This window comes from Leisingera sp. F5, from assembly GCF_001593695.1.
The window spans coordinates 1-20968 of sequence record NZ_LUKH01000015.1; the positions used below are offsets into that span (position 1 = coordinate 1).

Annotated in this window: 22 protein-coding genes; 3 read left to right on the forward strand and 19 right to left on the reverse strand. The window is 61.3% G+C overall.

Features of this window, described 5'->3' with window-relative positions; all coding sequences use genetic code 11:
- The 7 genes from A2I95_RS12170 to A2I95_RS12200 all read right to left on the reverse strand — a co-directional run.
- Window positions 1–699: SDR family oxidoreductase (locus tag A2I95_RS12170; protein ID WP_291730021.1), on the reverse strand; the 699-nt coding region annotated here is incomplete at its 3' end.
- Complete coding sequence (locus tag A2I95_RS12175) at window positions 696–2234, reverse strand: AAA family ATPase (RefSeq protein WP_291730022.1); 1539 nt, start codon at window positions 2232–2234, stop codon at window positions 696–698. The genes A2I95_RS12170 and A2I95_RS12175, both read right to left, overlap by 4 nt.
- Before the next feature lie 63 nt (window positions 2235–2297).
- Entirely contained in the window at window positions 2298–2939 is a 642-nt protein-coding gene (locus A2I95_RS12180) for an acyl-homoserine-lactone synthase (protein ID WP_291730023.1), read from the reverse strand.
- A 93-nt stretch (window positions 2940–3032) separates the two neighbouring features.
- Window positions 3033–3752, reverse strand: a complete 720-nt coding sequence (locus A2I95_RS12185) for a LuxR family transcriptional regulator (protein WP_291730024.1) — start codon at window positions 3750–3752, stop codon at window positions 3033–3035.
- 353 nt (window positions 3753–4105) lie between these two features.
- Window positions 4106–5392 carry a crotonyl-CoA carboxylase/reductase gene (ccrA, locus tag A2I95_RS12190; RefSeq protein WP_291730025.1) on the reverse strand — a complete coding sequence of 429 codons (1287 nt, stop codon included), beginning with the start codon at window positions 5390–5392 and terminating at the stop codon, window positions 4106–4108.
- A gap of 112 nt (window positions 5393–5504) precedes the next feature.
- Window positions 5505–6935: a 1-acyl-sn-glycerol-3-phosphate acyltransferase gene (locus A2I95_RS12195; RefSeq protein WP_291730026.1), complete on the reverse strand. Its 1431-nt coding sequence runs from the start codon at window positions 6933–6935 to the stop codon at window positions 5505–5507.
- A gap of 70 nt (window positions 6936–7005) precedes the next feature.
- Window positions 7006–8085 (reverse strand): acyltransferase, encoded by a 1080-nt coding sequence (locus A2I95_RS12200; protein ID WP_291730027.1) that lies wholly within the window; start codon window positions 8083–8085, stop codon window positions 7006–7008.
- Between the two features lie 196 nt (window positions 8086–8281).
- Here A2I95_RS12200 and A2I95_RS12205 point away from each other — a divergent pair, with 196 nt between their 5' ends.
- From A2I95_RS12205 to deoD, 3 genes are all read left to right on the forward strand, one after another.
- Window positions 8282–10249, forward strand: coding sequence for a protein meaA (locus A2I95_RS12205; protein WP_291730028.1), 1968 nt, complete (start codon window positions 8282–8284; stop codon window positions 10247–10249).
- A gap of 117 nt (window positions 10250–10366) precedes the next feature.
- Complete coding sequence (locus A2I95_RS12210; protein ID WP_027256387.1) at window positions 10367–10684, forward strand: H-NS histone family protein; 318 nt, start codon at window positions 10367–10369, stop codon at window positions 10682–10684.
- A gap of 21 nt (window positions 10685–10705) precedes the next feature.
- Complete coding sequence (gene deoD / locus A2I95_RS12215) at window positions 10706–11410, forward strand: purine-nucleoside phosphorylase (protein WP_291730029.1); 705 nt, start codon at window positions 10706–10708, stop codon at window positions 11408–11410.
- Window positions 11411–11648: 238 nt separating this feature from the next.
- On the opposite strand, the gene A2I95_RS12220 is transcribed toward deoD, so the two are convergent.
- The 12 genes from A2I95_RS12220 to A2I95_RS12275 form a co-directional block, all read right to left on the reverse strand.
- On the reverse strand, window positions 11649–12503 hold the full coding sequence (locus A2I95_RS12220; RefSeq protein WP_291730030.1) for a DUF1989 domain-containing protein: 855 nt from the start codon (window positions 12501–12503) through the stop codon (window positions 11649–11651).
- Window positions 12504–12602: 99 nt separating this feature from the next.
- Complete coding sequence (locus A2I95_RS12225) at window positions 12603–13778, reverse strand: type III PLP-dependent enzyme (RefSeq protein WP_291730031.1); 1176 nt, start codon at window positions 13776–13778, stop codon at window positions 12603–12605.
- A 330-nt stretch (window positions 13779–14108) separates the two neighbouring features.
- Complete coding sequence (locus A2I95_RS12230; protein WP_291730032.1) at window positions 14109–14306, reverse strand: hypothetical protein; 198 nt, start codon at window positions 14304–14306, stop codon at window positions 14109–14111.
- 47 nt (window positions 14307–14353) lie between these two features.
- A complete protein-coding gene (locus A2I95_RS12235) occupies window positions 14354–14506 on the reverse strand; it encodes a hypothetical protein (protein ID WP_291730033.1) in 153 nt (50 codons plus the stop codon).
- A 129-nt stretch (window positions 14507–14635) separates the two neighbouring features.
- Window positions 14636–15346 (reverse strand): divalent cation transporter, encoded by a 711-nt coding sequence (locus A2I95_RS12240; protein WP_291730034.1) that lies wholly within the window; start codon window positions 15344–15346, stop codon window positions 14636–14638.
- Window positions 15347–15391: 45 nt separating this feature from the next.
- Window positions 15392–15661, reverse strand: a complete 270-nt coding sequence (locus tag A2I95_RS12245) for a hypothetical protein (RefSeq protein ID WP_291730035.1) — start codon at window positions 15659–15661, stop codon at window positions 15392–15394.
- Between the two features lie 111 nt (window positions 15662–15772).
- A complete protein-coding gene (locus A2I95_RS12250; protein ID WP_291730036.1) occupies window positions 15773–16552 on the reverse strand; it encodes a succinate dehydrogenase iron-sulfur subunit in 780 nt (259 codons plus the stop codon).
- Between the two features lie 168 nt (window positions 16553–16720).
- Complete coding sequence (locus A2I95_RS12255; protein WP_291730037.1) at window positions 16721–17356, reverse strand: hypothetical protein; 636 nt, start codon at window positions 17354–17356, stop codon at window positions 16721–16723.
- Window positions 17356–19161, reverse strand: a complete 1806-nt coding sequence (gene sdhA, locus A2I95_RS12260; RefSeq protein WP_291730038.1) for a succinate dehydrogenase flavoprotein subunit — start codon at window positions 19159–19161, stop codon at window positions 17356–17358. Before sdhA ends, A2I95_RS12255 begins: the two co-directional genes overlap by 1 nt.
- A 19-nt stretch (window positions 19162–19180) precedes the next feature.
- Window positions 19181–19552, reverse strand: a complete 372-nt coding sequence (gene sdhD / locus A2I95_RS12265; RefSeq protein WP_259994659.1) for a succinate dehydrogenase, hydrophobic membrane anchor protein — start codon at window positions 19550–19552, stop codon at window positions 19181–19183.
- A 17-nt stretch (window positions 19553–19569) separates the two neighbouring features.
- The gene (sdhC, locus tag A2I95_RS12270; protein ID WP_291730040.1) at window positions 19570–19953 is read right to left on the reverse strand and encodes a succinate dehydrogenase, cytochrome b556 subunit; all 384 of its coding nucleotides are present in this window, start codon (window positions 19951–19953) and stop codon (window positions 19570–19572) included.
- Window positions 19954–20147: 194 nt separating this feature from the next.
- On the reverse strand, window positions 20148–20849 hold the full coding sequence (locus A2I95_RS12275) for a DUF1194 domain-containing protein (protein WP_291730042.1): 702 nt from the start codon (window positions 20847–20849) through the stop codon (window positions 20148–20150).
- Window positions 20850–20968: the final 119 nt, after the last annotated feature.

Here is a 20968-nt window from a genome sequence, read left to right on the forward strand (position 1 = left end):
CGTCATGAACTGAACATTTGCCTCCAGCGGCAAGTTTGCCATATGCAGCACTGATTTCGCTGCATCCTCCACCGAAAAAGTGTGCATCGGCTCGGCGCCGGGGTTGGCGTCGGCGTGACGCTGGCTCAGGTCCTCCACCATCGGGGTGCGGGTGTTGCCGATGTCGATCTGGCCGCAGGCGATATCAAAGGGGCGGCCGTCCAGCGACAGGCTTTTAGTGAGACCGGTGATGGCCGCCTTGGTTGCCGCATAGGGCGCCGAATGGGGCCGCGGCACATGGGCAGCAATGGAGCCGTTGTTGATGATCCGGCCGCCCTGCGGTGATTGCTGCCGCATCTGGCGGAAGGCCGCCCGGGCGGTCAGGTACATGCCTGTGAGGTTCACATCGACAGAGGCAAACCAGTCTTCCAACGGGATTTCATCGATGGTGCCGGGCGGGGTGAAGATGCCTGCGTTGTTGAACAGAACATCCAGCCGCCCCGCCGCCATGGCAAAACTGTTCACCGCATGATCCACTGCTGCCGGATCGGTCACATCGGCGGGCAGCACATGGGCGGCAGTGCGGCCCTGCGCGGCCTCCTCGAGCTTGTCCGCCCGCCGCGCAACCAGACCAACCTGCCAGCCTTCAGCCAGGAGCAGTTCTGCCACGGCCCGGCCAACGCCGGAGCTTGCGCCCGTGATCAGGATGGATTTGCTCATGCCGGGGTCTCCTCCTGCGTTTCCAGTGTCAGTGCCGCGGCCGGCACAGCCTTCAGATCATCCACCTGCAAGGGGCTGGAGGGTTTGGCCAAACGGTTGCGCACCACCCAGATCAGCCGCTCCTGCGCCCGGGTGATTGCCACATAGGCCAGGCGCTTCCACAACGGCTGGCCTGCTTCGACCCGGCCCATGCGGGCGGCGGCATAGATGTCGGGGGCAAACACCTGAGTGGTGTCCCATTGCGAGCCTTGCGCCTTGTGGATGGTCACCGCCGCGCCATGCAGGAAGGTGGCGCCCATGCGCGCGGCGTAGGGGATGAACGGTTCTTCCTCATCCGGTTTTTCGATTTTCACGATAGAGGCCGCAGACACTTGCGGGTCTTCCGCCCCCATCACATGCAGGCGGGAAAACCCGGGTTTGCGGCCGGCGCCGAGAAAGATCACCTGAGCGCCCTTGATCAGCCCGCGTGCCTCCAGGTCCAAGCGTTTCTTGCGGTGTTTCATCGGCAGTTCGATACCGTCGCAGATCAATGGCTCTCCGGCGATCAGCTCATCCTCCGGCGCGCCGTGAACGGCGCGGAAGGCGTTGATCAGCCGGATACGGGTGTTGTTGCGCCAGACCAGCACGGGTGAGCGCGCCATCAGGTCCACCTCGACCCGCTGGCCCCAGACAACACGGTTGTCCCGCCGGGCGGTGTCTTCGACCATGCGTTCGAAATCCTCGAACCCCAGCTGCGGGTCGGCCAGCGCGTGGGCGAGATCCAGGATCGGATTACCGGCTTCCTGCCGGTGGATGCGGTTCAGAACCAGGCGCTGCGGCTCCGGCAGTGTATCAAATACCATTGAGCCCGACTGATTGACCGGGGCCAGCTGCGCCGGGTCGCCAAAGAGCACCAGATTGGGGAAGATCTCCTTCAGGTCCTCGAACTGGCGGTCGTCCAGCATCGAGGCTTCGTCGACAAAGCCGATGTCCAGCGGCTCCTCACGCCGTTTCCAGCCGGTGATGAAGTCCGAGCCGCGCAGGCCCGCGGCAGCAAGAGCGCCGGGGATTGATTTGTTTTTCTCGTAGAACGCAGCAGCGCGGGCCAGGGCTTCCTCGGTCAGCCCTTCAATTTCGGGCTTGTCCCCCTGCCCCGCCAGCCACTCGGCGATGCGTTCGTACTCCGGGTCATAGACCGGTGTGTAAAGGATACGATGAATGGTGGTGGCCGGTACTCCGCGCAGGCGCAGCACGCTGGCGGCCTTGTTGGTTGGCGCCAGGATCGCCAGGGTGCGGCGGTCGTCGCTCTTCTTGCGGCTTTCATAATCGCCGGAGACGACTTCGACCCCTGCCTGCTCCAGCGCCTTGTACAGCTCGGCCAGCAACAGCGTCTTGCCCGATCCCGCCTTGCCGATCACCGCCATCACCCCGGCGTCGCCGCGGGGCGGGTGCAGCAACCCGTCATCAAGATCCACCCCTGCCTTTCGCAGGAGTTCGGTCACGCTGTCAAAAGCGGTGGCCTGGTCGTCGGAAAACTGTACGGGCAGAGCTGTCATTGCGCGACCCTACAGCCGCGGGACCGGGTCCGCCAGAGGATCCGGCCCCGGATTCCGCCTCAATCAACCGGTGAGAGCCATGGGCGCTGCCGCACTGGCACTGCCAAAGGAACGATCGAACCAGAGCTGCGACAATTCGGGGGCAATTCCGGCCTTGGAGGCGACGTTCGGATAGACCTCTGGTGTGTATTCCCACAGGCCGAGGCAGATCCGTTCACGGCCTTCGCCTTGGGTCCCGATGATATCCGGGCTGAAGCCGAGGCTGCGGTAGATCCGCACCATGCGCCGGTCAAAGACCCCGGCGAAATGCTGCACGGAAAAATTGCGCATGATCTCGACCCCGCCCAGAGTCAGTGCGCCCGCCGCATTGGCGCCCGCGTCGGGTGACAGGCAAAAGCGGGTGCATTCCCAGATCAGCGGGCTGCAGATCGGCACCCCACCGGCCAGGTCAAGAAAGACGTCATTGACCATCACCGGGCCAGTGGTCGGAAGAAACCGCATCGAGCCGCCATGGCTGCCATCCGGCATTTCCCAGATCACATAGAGCGGATCCAGCTGGTCATACTGATCGCGCTCCTCACCGTTGCAGTCCACTTGCACCTCCCAGCCCAGCCGGGCCTGGAATTGATCCGCCCGGTCGCGGAACATCGAGCGCGCAAGATCTGCGTGGATGTGAAGATCATGACCGTAGATATAACGAAGCATTGAATAGTCCCCTTCTGGTAGAACAGTGGGGACAGATTACGCCTGCGAATTACAATTTCAGAGTGTATTTGCCGAAGCCTTCACACTCTGACGTTAAACTACAATAAATCCGAGTGTCATGGCCCGGGCTATGGCATGCGTCGTATTGATCGCACCAAGCTTGAACCGGGCGCTTTCAATATAGACACGCAGCGTGTGTTCCGAGATTGACAGGGTCTTTGCCACTTGTGCACGGCTGTAACCGATCGCCAGCAATGTCAGCGCGTCCACTTCACGCGGCGACAGCGGCTGAGCCTGCTCCGGACTGCGGTTGGGCTCAAACTCCAGCGCTTTGCGATTAAAGTAATGCGCCATCAGGATCATGTCCCGGCTGCAGCGCTCGGTGAGTTTCTCCCAAGCTTCATCGTCGCAATTGTGGCTGACGGTAAACACCGCAAATTGCCCGTTCGGCCCGCGGATCGGAATTGAGTAGCCTTGATTGCCGACTCCATGCTCCAATGCGTCTTTCAGAAATTCGCGGGCCGGTTTCGGCGACCAGTCCAGCCGCTTCCAGTCAACCGGGTGGAACCGCTGGTAGCAGCCGGCCACCACCGGATCGACCCGCACATAGGCCATTTCCTGGTAGCGTTCGACCCAGGTCTGCGGATAAGTGCCGAAATGGTAATGATCGCCGGAACTGTCGACCCAGTGATACATGGCATGATCGACCCCGAACACACCGCACACCTGGTCAACTATCGATTGCAGCCCATCAATGGTTTTGGTGGCGTCAAGCGCCTCCAAAATGCGATCCAGTTCTGCCTTATGTGCCATTGCCGTATACCAGTTTAGTCCAGAGCCTGCCCAATTCGGCTTTTCACAGCCAGCAAGGCTGTCTCAGGCTTCGTTGCAAACAACTTCTGTTCTTTTGCAGTGCGGGACTCTGTGCGGTCAATGACAACCTCAGGGGTTTGGGCAGTTTACTGCTGCCAGGCAGCTGATTGCGCGGGTATTGCGCCGGGAGCGCAACACCAACAACTTAATTGCGCGACCTCCAAGCCGCGCCTCCCCAGAAATAGTGAGAGAGCAGCCGTTAACTTCCTGAAAAAGATAAAACTACAAAAAACCCGCGAAGCACAGGTGTGATTCGCGGGAATATTTCAGTCCAACTTGGACACGGCGGCAATTCAGCCTTTGGCGTCGAGCACATCCTGGAGGGTGCGCAGGCCGGTCTTCGGCGCCTGAACCAGCACCGACATATTGCCGGGCAGATGCTCGTTGCGCCGCATCTTCATATGCGCCTCCGGCAGATCGTTCCAGGTAAAGACTTCGGACATGCAGGGATCCAGGCGGCGCTCGACCATCAGTTTGTTTGCAGAGGCAGCCTGCTTGAGATGGGCAAAATGCGAGCCCTGCAGACGTTTCTGATGCATCCACATGTAACGCACGTCAAAGGTCAGATTATAACCGGTGGTGCCGGCGCAGATCACGACCATGCCGCCCTTTTTGCAGACAAACGTCGAAACCGGAAAAGTGCTCTCGCCGGGATGTTCGAACACCATATCGACGTTGTTGCCCTTGCCGGTGATCTCCCAGATCGCGGCACCGAATTTGCGCGCTTCCTTGAACCAGGCAGCGTATTCGGGGGTGTTCACTGTAGGCATCTGCCCCCAGCAGTTGAAGTCCTTGCGGTTCAGAACGCCCTTGGCGCCCAGTCCCATGACAAAGTCGCGTTTGCTTTCATCCGAGATCACGCCGATGGCGTTGGCGCCGGCCGTGTTGATCAGCTGGATTGCATAGGACCCCAGGCCGCCCGACGCGCCCCAGACCAGCACGTTCTGACCCGGCTTCAGGTCATGCGGCTCATGGCCGAACAGCATCCGGTAAGCGGTGGCCAGTGTCAGCGTGTAGCAGGCGCTTTCTTCCCAGGTCAGGTGCTTGGGGCGCGGCATCAGCTGCTGGGCCTGCACATTGGTGAACTGGGCAAACGATCCGTCCGGAGTCTCGTAGCCCCAGATCCGCTGGCTGGTCGAGAACATCGGATCGCCGCCGTTGCATTCCTCGTCGTCGCCATCATCCTGATTGCAGTGGATGACCACCTCATCGCCGACTTTCCAGCGGGTGACTTTGGAGCCAACGGCCCAGACAATGCCTGCAGCATCGGAACCGGCAATGTGATACGGCGCCTTGTGGCCGTCAAAGGGAGAGATCGGCGTGCCAAGCGAGGCCCAGACGCCGTTGTAGTTGACACCCGCCGCCATCACCAGAACCAGCACTTCGTTGCTGTCCAGTTCGGGCACATCGACAACTTCCTGCTCCATCGCAGTGTTCGGCTCGCCGTGGCGCTCCTTGCGGATCGCCCATGCGTACATCTTTTTGGGCACATATCCCATCGGGGGCATTTCGCCCATCTCATAGAGATCTTTCTCGGGCGCCTCGTACGACATGACGTCAGTCTGGGTATCCAATGCCATGATGGCCTCCTTTGCATCCTATCAATTGCCGCGGTGCAGAATCGCAGCGGTTACCTGAGGGATAGGATTCAGAAGGTAATATTGCAACCTCTTTTGGCAAGATTGGGTAATTTTATGACCCTGCAGATGCAGCATCGCCCTTAGCGGGTGCAGAAAAACCATCCCCTTCCTCCGGGTGCACACCGTTTTTGGGCAACAGGTGGCGGATCGAATTGGCATAGAAGGCCAGCAGATCGCGGCGCTCCGCAACCGGCTTGAACCGACCGTTGTCGCCGCAGATAAGACCGCGCCGCAGCAGTTGCCTCAGCCCTGCGTCCACGGCATAGCCCAGGTTTTCCCGCGGCATGTGGACATGGGCCAGCGGCATCGCCGCAATCAGTTCCGCCATCCGATGCTCAACGGCGGCGCGGCTGAGGGGGCCGTACTGCTGCAGGATGGCGGCAATCAGCGGCACCGGCAGAACCGGGACAATGGCGCTGATCCGTGCCATCAATTCCCGCCCCAGCGGCTTGGTCATGTCCCCTTCCAGCCCGGCACCAAACGCGGCCAGGCTGAGGGGCCGGCCAAAGTTCACTCCGGCATAGCCCGAACGGTGGTAACGCCCGGTCATCCACAGCCACAACAACCGCAGCAGCCGCAGCGCCACCAGGCCGATGCGGGCCCGGAACCTGCGGTCGCCATTCTTGGCAGCAGATGTCAGGATTTTGTCTTCCAGCACCCGGTCGTAATTCAACGCCACCGGCACAAAGACCACATCGCGCCCCTCCGGGTCATAGCCTTCGACGATGTACTTCAGCAGGCCCAGCTTGGGCGCAGCAATGGCACCGTCCAAGCTGAGCCCCCCTTCTGGGAACATCGCCTGGGTGGATCCGCCGCGGGTTGCCAGCCGCACATAGGCCGCCAGCACCTTACGGTAGAGGTCATTGCGCGAACGGCGGCGGATGAAATAGGCGCCCATCGCCCGGATCAGACGTGACAGCGGCCAGACCCGCGCCCACTCCCCCACCGCATAAGACAGCGCCGTGCGTTCCGCCGCCAGATAAGTGACCAGGACATAGTCCATATTCGAGCGGTGGTTCATCACAAAGACCACCGTGGCATTGGGGTCGATGGCGCGCAACGCTGCCTCGTCCTGATGGCCCAGCCGCACCCTGTAAACCGCATTGGACAACAGCCGCGCCGCGCGGATGGCGAGGCCGAAATAGGCAAAAGCGGAAAATCCGGGCACGATCTCGCGGGCATAACGGCGCACCTGCTCGTAGGCCACGTTTTCAGGAATGCCTTCCGCCGCCGCGTGATCCGCTGCCGCCTGGGCCAGCTGCGGATCATGGATCAGCCGCTGGATCATGTCATGGCGGCGGGCCAGCTTGAACGGCTCAATCGGGCGTTCAAGCCGCCGGTTCAGCCGCGCCACCGCGCGCTCCAGACGCCGCCGGAAAAACCAGCGCACCGAGGGAAACAGGAAATGCGAGGCAAAGGTCACCGCGGCAAAACCCACGATCAGCATGAATAACCACAGCGGAAGTTCCACGGTTTGCGTCATAAAAGGACAGTTGCGCAGGCCGCAAGGCTTTACAAGAGATTTGCAAAACGCGCGCGGGGCTTGCCGCCACTTACCCGTGCTGCAATTTTTCCGGCAGCCGTGGATGGCTGAGCCGCACACTCAATCGCCTGGCAAGGGTCTGGGACGGCGTCTCGACCCAGGTGAAAATACCCCAAGCCAGCAGCAGCACTCCGCCCAGCACCCCGGCAGCGCCGGCATAATATGCCGCATCCGGCAGCCCCGGCGGCAACAGGGACAACAGCGTGATGCCGATATTGTTGTGCAGCAGATAAACCGAATAGCTAACCAGCCCGATCCAGGACAAAGGCCGCCATCCCAGCAGGCGCGCCGCAGGCAGCCGCCAGGCGCAGGCCGCAACCATCAGGTAGATAAGCGTCAGAATTGCGGCCTCTCCTGCGTTCTGAGCCATGCCCAGCGCCATCGCAAAACTTGCCCCCAACAGCGCAAGCGTGCGGGTGCAGGCACCATGGCTGTAAACCCGGGCAAAGAGAATGCCGGCCGCAAACAAATGCGCGTAGCCAAAGAGAAACAGCACATTCAACTGCGAAGGCAGAAGGCCGGGCAGGAAGACTTCCACCGCCATCAGCAAAGACTGCCCCGCCAATAGAACCAAAGCTGCACGTTCCGCGAACTTTTGCCTCCCGCAGGCTGCAAAGAGAATTGCTGCCCAGAGGTAAAACAGAACCTCGCAAGTCAAAGTCCAGTAAACGCCGTCGATGTGCCCGTCGAAACCAAACCCGGTTCGCCAGACGGACGGAGGAACAAAACTGAGCGATGCTGCAAAGCCGCTGAAGCCGGTGCGTACAGACCCGCTGTATGCGCTGTCTATCAGATGCATGGCCGCAAAAGTGAGGACCGCGCACACTGCCAGAGGCGGCCACAGCCGCAACAGGCGTTTCAACAGAAACGCCTGTAAGCCGGTTCCGGACCTGAGCGAGATCGAAATGACAAAACCGGAAATGACAAAGAACAGGTGAACACCAAGGTAGCCGTAACCCGCCACGGGCAGAAGACTGTCTCCGTAGGGGTAGAATTCAGGAGAACGCTGAAAGTAGTGGAACAGAACGACAGACAGCACAGCAATGGCGCGCAACCCGTCAAATTCCGCCAGCCTTCTGGTTTCAGCCATAATGCCCCCAATGAAAATTGTACTAAAATACCGCACACCCTATGCGGGAGGCGACGCTGACGCAATCTACCTTTTGGAGAAATTTTTACTGTTGAGGGCTATGCCGCGACGCAGCGAATTGACACGGGTTGAAAATTGCAGTTTACATCTGCCTGACGAAATAAAATTACCAACACACTGACTCGCGAGGCCCGACATGCCGCAGATGCAAAAAGACCGCCCCTGGCTGATCCGCACCTATGCCGGCCACTCCACGGCATCGGCGTCCAACGCGCTGTACCGCGCCAACCTGGCCAAGGGGCAGACCGGTCTGTCAGTGGCCTTCGACCTGCCGACACAAACTGGGTATGACAGCGACCACGTGCTGGCGCGCGGCGAAGTGGGCAAGGTCGGGGTGCCGGTCGGCCATCTGGGTGACATGCGGACCTTGTTCGACGAGATCCCGCTGGAACAGATGAACACGTCGATGACCATCAATGCGACGGCGCCCTGGCTGCTGTCGCTCTATATTGCGGTGGCCGAGGAACAGGGCGCGGATGTCTCGAAACTGCAGGGCACGGTGCAAAACGACCTGATCAAAGAGTATCTGAGCCGCGGCACCTATGTCTGCCCGCCAAAGCCCAGCCTGAAGATGATCGCGGATGTGGCTGAGTACTGCTACACCAACGTGCCCAAGTGGAACCCGATGAACGTCTGCTCCTACCACCTGCAGGAGGCCGGGGCGACGCCAGAGCAGGAGCTGGCCTTTGCCCTGGCGACCGCCCAGGCGGTGCTGGATGAGCTGAAGCCGCGCATCGCGCCGGAGGACTTCCCGGCGATGGTCGGGCGGATTTCCTTCTTTGTGAATGCGGGCATCCGCTTTGTCACTGAGATGTGCAAGATGCGCGCCTTTGTCGATCTGTGGGATGAAATCTGTGAGAAACGCTACGGCGTTGCCGACCCCAAGTTCCGCCGCTTCCGCTACGGCGTTCAGGTGAACTCGCTGGGGCTGACCGAGCAGCAGCCGGAAAACAACGTCTATCGTATCCTGATCGAGATGCTGGCGGTGACGCTGTCGAAAAAGGCCCGCGCCCGCGCGGTGCAGCTGCCCGCCTGGAACGAAGCGCTTGGCCTGCCCCGCCCCTGGGATCAGCAGTGGTCGATGCGGATGCAGCAGATCCTGGCCTATGAGACCGACCTGCTGGAATACGGCGATCTGTTTGACGGCAACCCGGCGGTGGACGCCAAGGTTGAAGAACTGAAGGACGGTGCGCGCGCCGAGCTTGCGAACCTCGAATCGATGGGCGGCGCCGTGGCCTCGATCGAATACATGAAGGGGCGCCTGGTTGATTCCAACGCCGAGCGCCTGAACCGGATTGAGAAGAACGAGACCGTGGTGGTCGGCGTCAACAAATGGACCGAGGGTGAGCCTTCCCCCCTGCAGACCGAGGATGGCGGCATCATGGTTGTCGATCCTGCGGTCGAGCAGGAGCAGATCAACCGCCTGAACGCCTGGCGCGGAGAGCGGGACAATGCGGCTGTTGAGACCGCACTAGCCGCCCTGCGGGCTGCAGCGCAAAGCGGCGCCAATATCATGGAACCCTCGATTGCTGCCGCCAAGGCGGGCGTCACCACCGGCGAATGGGCCGAGGAGATGCGCAAGGTCTACGGCACCTACCGCGGCCCGACCGGGGTGTCGGCCTCAGTCTCGAACAAGACCGAAGGGCTGGACGACCTGCGCGATGCGGTGAATGCAGTCAGCGACGTGCTGGGACGCCGGATCAAATTCGTGGTCGGCAAGCCGGGGCTGGACGGCCATTCCAACGGCGCTGAGCAGATCGCCTTCCGCGCCCGCGATTGCGGCATGGACATCACCTATGACGGCATCCGCATGACCCCGGCAGAACTGGTCGAAGCCGCGCAAAAGGACGACGCCCATGTGGTCGGCCTGTCGATCCTGTCCGGCAGCCACCTGCCGCTGGTCGAGGAAATGATGGGCCGCATGCAAGAGGCCGGCCTTGGCCATATCCCGGTGATTGTCGGCGGGATCATCCCCGATGACGACGCGGAACGGCTGAAGTCCATGGGCGTGGCGCGCGTTTACACCCCCAAAGACTTTGAGCTCAATTCAATTATGAGCGACATTGTGAACTTGGCAAAGCCACCGGAAATTGCAGTGAATTGATCTTTCTTGGGCAATTTTCCGCGAATTACCAAAAAGATGCTGAAACGCGTCTGGCATGTGCGTCATAAAGAGTGACATACCGGGGCTTCCGGTATGTCATTTAATGTGGAGTGCAGAATGACCCTCGATCTTTCGGCAATGACCAGAAAAGAACTTCTTCAGCTGCAAAGCGATGTGGAAGAAGCGCTGCGCGCAGCAGAACTGCGCGAACGCCAGGAAGCGTTGAAAGCGGCTGAAGAAGCGGCTGCAAAATACGGCTTCTCCCTGGAAGAAATCGCCAGTGCTTCGCGCCAAGGCGTAAAGAAAAACAAAGCGGCCCCGAAATACCGCAACCCCAGCAACCATGACGAAACTTGGACCGGCCGCGGCCGCAAGCCGCATTGGGTGCATGCTGCGTTGACCGCAGGTATGGATATTTCCGACCTGGAAATCTGATCCTGGCGGCGGAGCAATACCATGACCATTCATATTGGTGCCGCAAAAGGCGACATTGCGGAAACTGTTTTGATGCCTGGCGACCCCTACCGGGCGAAGTGGGCCGCAGAGACATTTTTGAAAGACGCCAAACTGGTTAACGAAGTGCGCGGGATGCTGGGGTTCACCGGCAGCTGGAACGGGCATCCGGTGACCATTCAAGGCAGTGGCATGGGCATGCCCTCGCTGTCGATCTACACCAATGAACTGATCCGCGATTTTGGCGCCAAGACGCTGATCCGCATCGGATCCTGCGGCGGCATGCAGGACAGGGTCAAGGTCCGCGACGTGATCCTGGCGATGACTGCCAGCACTGTGAACAGCCCTTCCAGCGGCATTTTCCGGGAGCTTAACTTTGCCCCCTGCGCCGATTGGGGCCTGCTGCAGGCGGCAGCGCAAGCCGCGGCGAAACGCGATGCCGCCATACATATCGGCGGCATTTACTCTTCGGACGTGTTCTATGACGAGCGCCCCGATCTGAACGAACAGATGGTGCGCCATGGCATTCTCGGCGTGGAGATGGAAGCCGCTGAGCTTTACACGCTTGCAGCCCGGCATGGCTGCCGGGCTCTGGCAGTGCTGACAGTGTCTGACCATCTGGGCACCGGCGAAGCCTTGCCGTCCGATCAGCGGGAGCGCAGCTTTGGCGACATGGTGGAAATTGCGTTGGAAGCCGCATTTTCCTGACGTCGCGTTAATTCTTTAAAAAGTAAGGGCAGCGGTTTTCCACTGCCCTTTTTTATCAGCCTGGATTTTTCAATACGGCCAAGAGGCACTTTGAATGCACTCTCTGCCCGCATTGCCTCAAGGCGTCCTTAAGGCTGAGCGCATTTGACGCCACTGCATTCCTGCCGGCCCCTGTTTTTCCAGATGTCGCGCCAATATTGGCACCTCCGGCGAAATCGATGCTTTCCTTTTCCAACCGCTACTGGCCATGGCTGCGGTCATAGCCATTGCGGGGCGGGCTTTGCCAGCCCTTCAGCACGCCTGCGGCGGGTGCAAAGATCTCGATCAGCAGCGGATGGCAGGCGGCGGTATCACTGGAATGCTCAGCCGAGCAATCGCCGCCGGGACAGGCACTGAGGGCCCCCAAAAGATCAATCTCGGCGAAGAACTCCAAATAATCTCCGGGCCGCACCGGGCTGGCCTTCATGAAATACTGGCCAGTATCACGGGTAAAGCCGGTGCACATGAAGACGTTGAGCACGTCATGCACATGCGGTTCCGCCTCCGCCAGGGAAAGGCCGAGGTGTTCCGCCAGTGCGCGCGTCAGGTTCGAATGGCAGCAGTGGTGATACTGGCTGCCTGCCAGAAGGTTGCCGGTATAAGGGTCGCAGCGGGTGCCGATCACATCATGCACCGAGCCGCCGAAGTCGTCGATCCCGTACCAGCCCAGGGTATCCGAGGTAATCGTGGCCATGGGGCGCAGATGCGGGAAACTGGTCCACATCCGTTCGCCCGTGGTGATATGGGTGCCATGCAAGGCGCGGGTCTTGCCGGAATAGAACCGCTCGCTGAGATCGTTCTTGTTCCACAGGTTGAGGTCGCCGACCTGCGGCCCCTCCACTGAGCTTATCCGGAAGAAATGCCCGGCCGGCACCTCAAAACAGGCGGCTTCGCGGGGCTGCGCCAGCACCTCGCCGGTTTTCACTGCGCCCAACCGGGTTTGCTGATACAGCAGCAGATCGGGTGCAGGCAGGGTCTCGTTGGGATAGCAGACCACTGGCTTGACGGCGCGGCGGGCCTCCGCATCGGCGGGGGCTGCGGGTATGTCGGTCATGGGGCAAACCTTCCTGTCTGTTTGCCCCATCAAGACCGCATCGCCGCAGGCTTGCAAGCCCCGCAGCAGCGGCGGGATCGGCCGGCCGGATCACAACCGTCAGATCACCACAACATCCAGCGGCGGGAAGCCATTGAAGCCGACCGACGCATAGGTCGAGGTATATGCGCCGCAGGAATGGATCACCACGCGGTCGCCGCCCCTCAGCCCCAGCGGCAGCTGGTAGGGCTTGCGCTCGTACAGCACATCCGCGCTGTCGCAAGACGGACCGGCCAGAATACAAGGGCCGGTGGTCTCGTGGTCGCGGTCCGTGGTGATCCGGTATCGGATCGCCTCACCCATGGTCTCGGCCAAACCCGAGAACATGCCGATGTCGAGATAGACCCAGCGGTGCAAATCGTCGTCGTGCTTGCGCGAGGCCAGCAGTACCTCGGCGGCAATAGCGCCCGCCTCGGCCACCAATCCGCGGCCCGGTTCGGCCATAATCTCCGGCACATCGCCAAAATGCGCTCCAACCTGTGCCATCACTGCGCGGGCGTAATCTTCGGCTGGCATCATGTCCGAGCCATAAGAGGCCGGAAAACCGCCGCCTATGTTCAACAGGTTCAGCTTATGACCCGCCTCATGCGCCCGGCGCCAGACCTGCGCGACTTGCTCCAGGGTGCCCTCCCACATCTGCGGCTCGCGGGTTTGCGAGCCGACGTGGAACGACAGGCCATCGACCTGCAAACCGCGGGCGGCAGCATAATCCATCAGCTTCAGCGCCTTTTCCGGCGTGCAGCCGAATTTGCGGCTGAGCGGCCAGTCGGCCTCGCTGGCCTCGACGATCAGCCGTAGGCAGATCTTGGCTCCCGGCGCATGCGCGGCCAGCTTGTCCAGCTCCTCACGCGCATCGGCGGCGAAATGGGTGATGCCGATGCTGTGGGCAAAGGCGATATCGGCAGGCCGTTTGATGGTATTGCCAAAACTGATCCGGCTGGCCGCAGCGCCTGCCGCCAGGCACATTTCGATCTCCGCCCGGCTGGCCGCGTCGAAATTGGATCCTTCCTGCACCAGCCGCTCAAGTATGCCCGCTGCCGGATTGGCCTTGACCGCATAATGAATGCGGGCGCGGCCCAGCCCGCGGGCCAGCGCCTGGTACTTCGCGGCAACCGCTTCGGCGTCCACCACCAGTGTCGGCCGCTCGAACCGGCTTGAAGCGATGAAGCTCAAAGTGCGGGATACAGTTTCGCAATTACGGGCAGTCAGCCCGGCTACGTTTGCGTTCATGGTCATCTCCAAAAGACCCGGCCATATATGACCGCTCAGTTCTGTCAGAGACGTTACCGTCGCTACGTAACCGTAGGGGCGTAACCCCTTTCGCCAGAGGCGCGTGCGTTGGCGTCTTGGGCGTCCATATCGGGCATGTGCCTGAGTCGTTCAAGTGTTTTCTTTGCCCTGCCAGCAGAGTACCGGCAGACAGGTGCGCTCCCGCCTGCTTCAGGGGCCTTGCAAAGCCCCGCCGCAGTTGGGCCCGGCAGCGCGCCTTGGCGCGGTGCCGGGCCCAAGGCCGCACGGAAGGCGCTCCGGCGCAGCCCGTGCGCCTGCGGGCGCGGGAGAGTTCCCCTAGGGTTTGCGCTGCGGATTGCGGCAGAAGCGCGGGGCTTCCCCGCCCGGTGCAACCGCACCGCAATAGCTGCAGAACCATTGCCCTTTGGCGCGCTGCTGGCGCCAGCGGCAATTGCGGGTCAGGCCTGTGGCGCTGCGGCGCCACAAGAAATAGCCGAACACCCCGGCGAGGAGAAGCAGCAGCAATAGGGGCATGATCCTTGTCTATGCGGCGGCGGCAGCAGGCTCAACTGCTATGGACCTCAAGCCGCCTGATAGTATTCGATTACCCATTCGCCGGGGCCGGGCTGCTCAACCGCCGGCAGCGGGTCCGGAGAGTAATAGGCAAAAGCTTGCTCCAGCGCGTCCAGCGCGTCTTGTGCAGCCTGCTTCTTTTGCGGTTTCACGGGGGTCATCTGGTTGCCTCCATAATCTGGCAATATCCTCCCTCGAGCAGGAGGATAGGCCCAGGCCAAACCCGCTGCAGCAGATGATTGTGCAAGGGCGCCATGCAGGCACCGCATTGCAAACCCGGCAGGCAAGTCTCAGCGGGTCAGAAGCTCTCCGGCCAGCCCCAGCGCAAAACCGGCAACCGCACCCAGTGCCGGCACGTTGCTGCGACTGGAGTGGGCCTTGGGCGCAATATCCTGGAACAGAAGATAGAGGATTCCGCCAGCGGCAAAGATCATGATCGCCCCCAGCGCAGCACGGGCGTCTGCCAGCCATACCAGCCCAACCAGCGCACAGACCGGCCCAAGTGCGGCCAGACCCAGAAAAGCCAGCAGCACGTGCCAGGCCGGGCTGCTGCCGCGCCAGACCTCGCGGAAGGCGGCAAAACCTTCGGGCAGGTTCTGCAGGAAGATCATCAGCGCCAGAAGCTTGGCAGTGGCGGCATCGGCAACCAGCATTGCGCCAAGCGCCATCGCCTCCGGCAGGTAGTCCAGCAGCATCGCCAGAAGCAATGCACCGCTGCCCCCGTGACGCTGCAATAGCGTATCGACCGCATAAAACACCGCTCCGCCTGCGGCAAACAGGCCAACCGCCCAGGCGGGCGGCAGAACCTCGACCGCTTCCGGCACCAGCACCAGCGCCACTGCCGAGGCCAGCGCCCCGCCGCCAAAGGCCCCGATGGTGTGAAGCACCTCGTCCCGGAGCATCGGGTTGCGAATATGCTCGCACCAGGCAAGGAAGCCGCCCAACGGCATCGCAAGACCGGCAAGTCCAGCTAAAAGGATGGCAAAAACATGTGGTTGCACGGCTGAATCCTAGGGCCGGAACCGCCGAAGCTCAACCCGCTTGGTTCAGGCGTTGATGCAGGAGGTTGCCTGCGCCGCCTGCCCGTCTGTCACATTGGGTCCGGGCTGCACGGTCCGTAAAACAGTCGCCCCCGCCCCATGGCCCAGAAACTCGGTCCGCACCCGGTATTGCCCGGTAATGCCTGCCGCGCCGATACAGCCGGGGATACGCGCGTCGGTGGCAGCAAGCTGTGCGCCCAAGCGGTCATTGTCCGCCGCCGACAGGCAGCCCGAAAGAACAGTCAGAGCCGCAAGGACTGGAAGGATGGGTTTCATGGATGCGCCTGCCTGGGGAAAAACAATACCCCCGGTTTCGCAGGAAACCGGGGGCGGTGCAATTTATGCCCCCTCAGGCGGCGGATCCTTGCGGATCAGGATCCTCGCGGATCAGACGCTGCGCTCGACCATCATTTGCTTGATGTGTGAAATCGCCTTGGCCGGGTTCAGACCCTTGGGGCAGGTCTTGGCGCAATTCATGATGGTGTGGCAGCGGTAAAGCTTGAACGGATCTTCCAGCTGGTCCAGACGCTCGGGCGTCGCCTCATCCCGGCTGTCGATGATCCAGCGGTAGGCGTGCAGCAGGGCTGCCGGGCCAAGGTAACGGTCGCCGTTCCACCAATAGCTCGGGCAAGAGGTCGAGCAGCTGGCGCACATCACGCATTCATAAAGCCCATCCAGCTTCTTGCGGTCCTCAATCGACTGCTTCCACTCTTTCGCCGGGCGGTTGGTTTTGGTCTCCAACCACGGCATGATAGAGGCATGCTGGGCATAAAAATGCGTCAGATCGGGAATCAGATCTTTGACCACCGGCATATGCGGCAGCGGGTAGATTGCCACATCACCCTTGATCTCATCCATGCCATAGATACAGGCCAGCGTGTTGATGCCGTCGATGTTCATCGCGCAGGAGCCGCAGATGCCCTCGCGGCAGGAGCGGCGGAAGGTCAGCGTCGGGTCGATCTCGTTCTTGATCTTGATCAGCGCGTCCAGCACCATCGGGCCGCAGCTGTCCATATCCAGGAAGTAGGTATCGACCCGCGGATTCTGGCCGTCGTCCGGGTTCCAGCGATAGATCTTGAACTTGCGCACATTGCTGGCGCCGTCCGGCTTGGGCCAGGTCTTGCCCGTGGTCATACGCGAGTTCTTCGGGAGGCTGAATTGAACCATGGTATCAACTCCTTCACATGTCCAGCAAGCAGGAGCTGCCTGCGGCAATACATTCATTGAGGCCAATCCGCCGCGCGCGCGCTGACGAACCTCGGGCCGTTGCCTGTGTCACAAGACCACCTCGTGCTGACTTGCGGGGTGGCAGGGAGTCAGAAGCGCGACACACTTTCAGCTCCCGACACAATAAGTTGAGCCGCCGTAGAGTACGGGGGCGTCTTTGGGGCACTGCAATAGCGGCCCTGCCGTAGCTGCAGCCTTGGGAACAGCCTGCTCAATGCCGCTTGCCTGGTAGGTCTGGCCGGGAGCCGCTGTCGAAACCCCGCGCAGTTTTGCCCGCGCACAAGCATTGATCGCGCGGGCGTCTTCCTTGGTAACCGCGCCTCCCGGAACAATTGTTACTTCGGTGGCTCGGCTTCCATAGGAGAAGACCTGCACTTCGAACTGTCCGGCCACTCCGCGTTCATTTTTGCAAGCAAATATGTTTGCGCGTTGCGCCTCAGCACTATGTGCAAAAACATCGCTTCCGGCACTGTATTTCGCCATGAGCCGCTCTCTTGAACATTTGTTCATGTTGCGCGCCTCACTCAGCGAGACCCCGTTTTCATTGGCGGCAAATACCGAGACACGGCCATCCTTCAGCACCAGTTTTTGCGGCGCAAACGGCCCCTGTATCCCCAGATCGGCATGGCAGCCGCGCAGCGACTCCTTCTGCACGCTCTCACTCAGTGAGAGAATCATGTCTGAGCCGGGTGATGCACAGGCAGCCAAAGCGGCACATGCTCCGGCAAGCAGAATGCCCCGCATCAGAACGTCCGCGCCTTGGGCGCGATTTTCTTGAGGCTGATGCCGCCTTCGGCTTCGGTAGAGAGCGGGTCGGTGATCACCGGGCGGTAGCTGAGTTCCACCTTGGTGCCTTCCACGCGCGATACCGTGTGAACCCGCCAGCTTTCATCGTCCCGGGTCGAGAAATCCTCATGCGCGTGCGCGCCTCGGCTTTCCTTGCGGGCCTCGGCGCCAACAATGGTGGCCAGCGCGCTTGGCATCAGGTTGGTCAGCTCAAGCGTTTCCATCAGGTCGGAGTTCCAGACCAGCGACCGGTCGGTCACCTGCAGATCGTCCATCTTGGCGGCGATCTTCGTCATCTTCTCGACACCTTCGGCCATGGTCTCCGCTGTGCGGAACACGGCGGCGTCGGCCTGCATGCATTTCTGCATCTCCAGCCGCAGATCCGCGGTCGGGACGCCGCCCTTGGCATTGCGCAGGGTGTCAAAGCGGTCAAATGCCTTGTCGACGGAGGCCTTGTTCAGCACCGGGTTCGCCGCATCCGCATCCACAACTTTGCCTGCGCGGATGGCAGAGGCACGGCCAAAGACCACGAGGTCGATCAGCGAGTTGGACCCCAGACGGTTGGCGCCATGCACCGAGGCGCAGCCTGCCTCGCCCACTGCCATCAGGCCCGGCACAACGCCGGTTGGGTCTTCGGCGGATGGGTTCAGCACCTCGCCCCAATAGTTGGTCGGGATGCCGCCCATATTGTAATGCACGGTGGGCAGAACCGGGATCGGCTCTTTGGTGACGTCCACACCGGCAAAGATCTTGGCCGACTCGGAGATGCCCGGCAGACGTTCCGCCAGCGCCTCGGCTGGCAGGTGGCTGAGGTTCAGGTGGATATGGTCGCCCTCGGCGCCGACCCCGCGGCCTTCGCGGATTTCCATCGTCATAGACCGGGAAACATAATCGCGCGGTGCCAGGTCTTTGTACTGGGGCGCATAGCGCTCCATGAAGCGTTCGCCTTCGGAGTTGGTGAGGTAGCCGCCCTCGCCCCGCGCGCCTTCGGTGATCAGGCAGCCGGAGCCGTAGATGCCGGTCGGATGGAATTGAACAAATTCCATGTCCTGCAGCGCCAGGCCGGCGCGGGCCACCATGCCGCCGCCGTCGCCCGTGCAGGTATGCGCCGAGGTGGCGGAGAAATAGGCGCGGCCATAACCGCCGGTCGCCAGCACCACCATTTTGGCGTTGAAAACATGCATGGTGCCGTCATCCAGCTTCCAGCACACAACGCCCTGGCACTGCCCGTCCTCGGACATGATCAGGTCGATGGCGAAATACTCGATGTAGAACTCAGCGTTGTTTTTCAGCGACTGGCCATAAAGCGTGTGCAGGATCGCGTGGCCGGTCCGGTCAGCCGCGGCACAGGTGCGCTGCACCGCGGGGCCTTCGCCGAACTCGGTGGTGTGGCCGCCGAAAGGACGCTGGTAGATCTTGCCCTCTTCGGTCCGCGAGAAGGGCACGCCGTAGTGTTCCAGCTCGTAAACTGCCTTGGGCGCCTCACGCGCCAGATATTCCATCGCGTCGGTGTCGCCCAGCCAGTCAGAGCCTTTGACGGTGTCATACATATGCCACTGCCAGCTGTCGGGCCCCATGTTGCCCAAGCTGGCGGCAATGCCGCCCTGCGCCGCCACGGTGTGGGAGCGGGTCGGGAACACCTTGGTCACACAGGCGGTGCGCAGCCCCTGCTCGGCCATACCCAGCGTCGCGCGGAGGCCAGCCCCGCCGGCGCCAACCACGACCACGTCATATTCATGTGTTTCGTATTCGTAAGCAGCCATTGATGGAAACCTCGGGGAGTTACAGGGCCAGGCGGATCAGCGCATAGGCGCTGGTCGCGGCGACGGCATAAGACAGGCAGTTGACCAGGATGATCGTCAGGCGGCCTTTGACGCCATGCACGTAATCCTCGATCATGATCTGGGCGCCGGATTTAAAGTGCATCATGCCGACCCAGATGGTCAGCGCCGCCACAAGTGCCGGGAACGGACGCGAATAATAGGCGGTGATCTCCTCGTAAGATCCGCCCAGCGCCGAGCCGAAGGTGAAGACAAACAGCGGCACCAGGATCAAGAGAGCAACAGAGCTCACCTGCATCGCCCAATGATGGCTGGTTCCGGATTTTGCAGCGCCCATGCCAACGGCGCGCTTGCGGTCAGTCAGAAATCGCATCGCGTGTGTCCTTTAGCTTAGACGATAATGATGGTCAGAACGGTCAGGATCACTGATCCTGTGATCACAAACCAGCCCAGTTTCTCAGCCTGGTCCAGATCCAGCATATAGCCGTTGTCCCAGATCAGGTGCCGGATACCTGCAAGCGTGTGATACCAAAGGCCCAGCGCCGACAGCACCATCACCAGATCGCCGAACCAGCTGGTCAGCACACCATTGGCAATGGCGAAGTATTCAGATGAGGTTGCGGCGGCCAGGAACCACCAGGCGATCAGCAGCGCCGAGACTATCAGTGCGTTGCCGGTGATCCGGGTCAGGATCGACGTCAGGGAGGTCAGCTGCGGCCGGTAGACCTGCAAATGCGGCGAAAGCGGGCGGTTGCCCCGATTGACATCGGCCATGTTGGCTCCTTTTCAGGTTGGCTGACGACGTTTTAGCCGATTTTTACGGCGTGTCACCCGAAGGAAGTGTTAAAAAACACGGGAAATTGCTCTGTTGGCGCTAAAAGGCCACGACTTGTGATCACAGCAAATAATTAGTGATCACAAATTTACAAATTGGAAAATTTTTGCAGAATCACAAGGCAATCTGCAAATCACTGCAAAGCCAGCACCCCCCTGTCTGCTTCGGGCGGCAGCGCAGCGGTCTGTCTTGCAACCTCCCGCACCAGCTTCTTGCGGATCCGCGCAGGGTAGTCGTCAAAACTCGCGGCAGTGACCACAAAAGCGCCCTCACCGCGGATCACGTTTTCAAAAAAATAGGCTGTCAGATCCGGCTCGCTCTGCTCGATGGCGATGGCGTTCACGGTCACCCCAAGGGCGGACAGCGCCCCGTGCGCCTCGCGCGGCTCAACGCCTTCATTGGAAAACCCGTCACCGGAAATGTCGATCACCCTGCGCTTGCAATCCGGCACTGCAGAGAATTGATCCAGCGCCAGGAGCAGCGCCTCCCCCACCGCAGTGGAGTAATTGCGCCAGGGCCGCGGCGCCTGTTCGATCCGCCGGGCCAATGCCTCGACATCGGCAAAACTGCGCACCGGCCCCCAAGGCAGCGTCACCTCCTGCCGTGACTCGCCGGACCATTGAATCAACAGCACCTGCGCCCGCGCCTTGACCAGCGCCTCAGAAACGACACCGTCGCGCAACCCCGCCGCCAGCCCGTCCATCTGAATGCGGTATTCCTCGGCATCGACAGAGCCGGAGACATCCACCGCCAGCACCAATGCCAGATCGCAGGCCGCTGCCCGCAGCGGCCAGAGGAAAACCATGGAAAAAACCAGAAGCTGCAAAACCCGCATGCCGCCAGCTTAAGCGGCAATCCTGGAAAAGGTCATCACATTTCTGCCAGCACCGCCCGCTCCTGCCGCTTCTTTCTGGTCTGAAATACTCCAGGGGTGAGCAGGCCGCGCCTGCGAGG

Bases quoted from the DNA above. Each gene is read 5' to 3' on its own strand.
- A2I95_RS12225 (WP_291730031.1), bottom strand. From the start codon at position 13,778: ATGACCATGAACGCAAACGTAGCCGGGCTGACTGCCCGTAATTGCGAA.
- A2I95_RS12195 (WP_291730026.1), bottom strand. From the start codon at position 6,935: ATGACGCAAACCGTGGAACTTCCGCTGTGGTTATTCATGCTGATCGTG.
- sdhC (WP_291730040.1), bottom strand. From the start codon at position 19,953: ATGGCCGATGTCAATCGGGGCAACCGCCCGCTTTCGCCGCATTTGCAG.
- A2I95_RS12210 (WP_027256387.1), top strand. From the start codon at position 10,367: ATGACCCTCGATCTTTCGGCAATGACCAGAAAAGAACTTCTTCAGCTG.
- ccrA (WP_291730025.1), bottom strand. From the start codon at position 5,392: ATGGCATTGGATACCCAGACTGACGTCATGTCGTACGAGGCGCCCGAG.
- A2I95_RS12185 (WP_291730024.1), bottom strand. From the start codon at position 3,752: ATGGCACATAAGGCAGAACTGGATCGCATTTTGGAGGCGCTTGACGCC.
- A2I95_RS12200 (WP_291730027.1), bottom strand. From the start codon at position 8,085: ATGGCTGAAACCAGAAGGCTGGCGGAATTTGACGGGTTGCGCGCCATT.
- A2I95_RS12250 (WP_291730036.1), bottom strand. From the start codon at position 16,552: ATGGTTCAATTCAGCCTCCCGAAGAACTCGCGTATGACCACGGGCAAG.
- A2I95_RS12235 (WP_291730033.1), bottom strand. From the start codon at position 14,506: ATGACCCCCGTGAAACCGCAAAAGAAGCAGGCTGCACAAGACGCGCTG.
- A2I95_RS12230 (WP_291730032.1), bottom strand. From the start codon at position 14,306: ATGCCCCTATTGCTGCTGCTTCTCCTCGCCGGGGTGTTCGGCTATTTC.
- A2I95_RS12275 (WP_291730042.1), bottom strand. From the start codon at position 20,849: ATGCGGGTTTTGCAGCTTCTGGTTTTTTCCATGGTTTTCCTCTGGCCG.
- sdhA (WP_291730038.1), bottom strand. From the start codon at position 19,161: ATGGCTGCTTACGAATACGAAACACATGAATATGACGTGGTCGTGGTT.
- A2I95_RS12205 (WP_291730028.1), top strand. From the start codon at position 8,282: ATGCCGCAGATGCAAAAAGACCGCCCCTGGCTGATCCGCACCTATGCC.
- deoD (WP_291730029.1), top strand. From the start codon at position 10,706: ATGACCATTCATATTGGTGCCGCAAAAGGCGACATTGCGGAAACTGTT.
- A2I95_RS12175 (WP_291730022.1), bottom strand. From the start codon at position 2,234: ATGACAGCTCTGCCCGTACAGTTTTCCGACGACCAGGCCACCGCTTTT.
- A2I95_RS12255 (WP_291730037.1), bottom strand. From the start codon at position 17,356: ATGCGGGGCATTCTGCTTGCCGGAGCATGTGCCGCTTTGGCTGCCTGT.
- sdhD (WP_259994659.1), bottom strand. From the start codon at position 19,552: ATGCGATTTCTGACTGACCGCAAGCGCGCCGTTGGCATGGGCGCTGCA.
- A2I95_RS12180 (WP_291730023.1), bottom strand. From the start codon at position 2,939: ATGCTTCGTTATATCTACGGTCATGATCTTCACATCCACGCAGATCTT.
- A2I95_RS12245 (WP_291730035.1), bottom strand. From the start codon at position 15,661: ATGAAACCCATCCTTCCAGTCCTTGCGGCTCTGACTGTTCTTTCGGGC.
- A2I95_RS12220 (WP_291730030.1), bottom strand. From the start codon at position 12,503: ATGACCGACATACCCGCAGCCCCCGCCGATGCGGAGGCCCGCCGCGCC.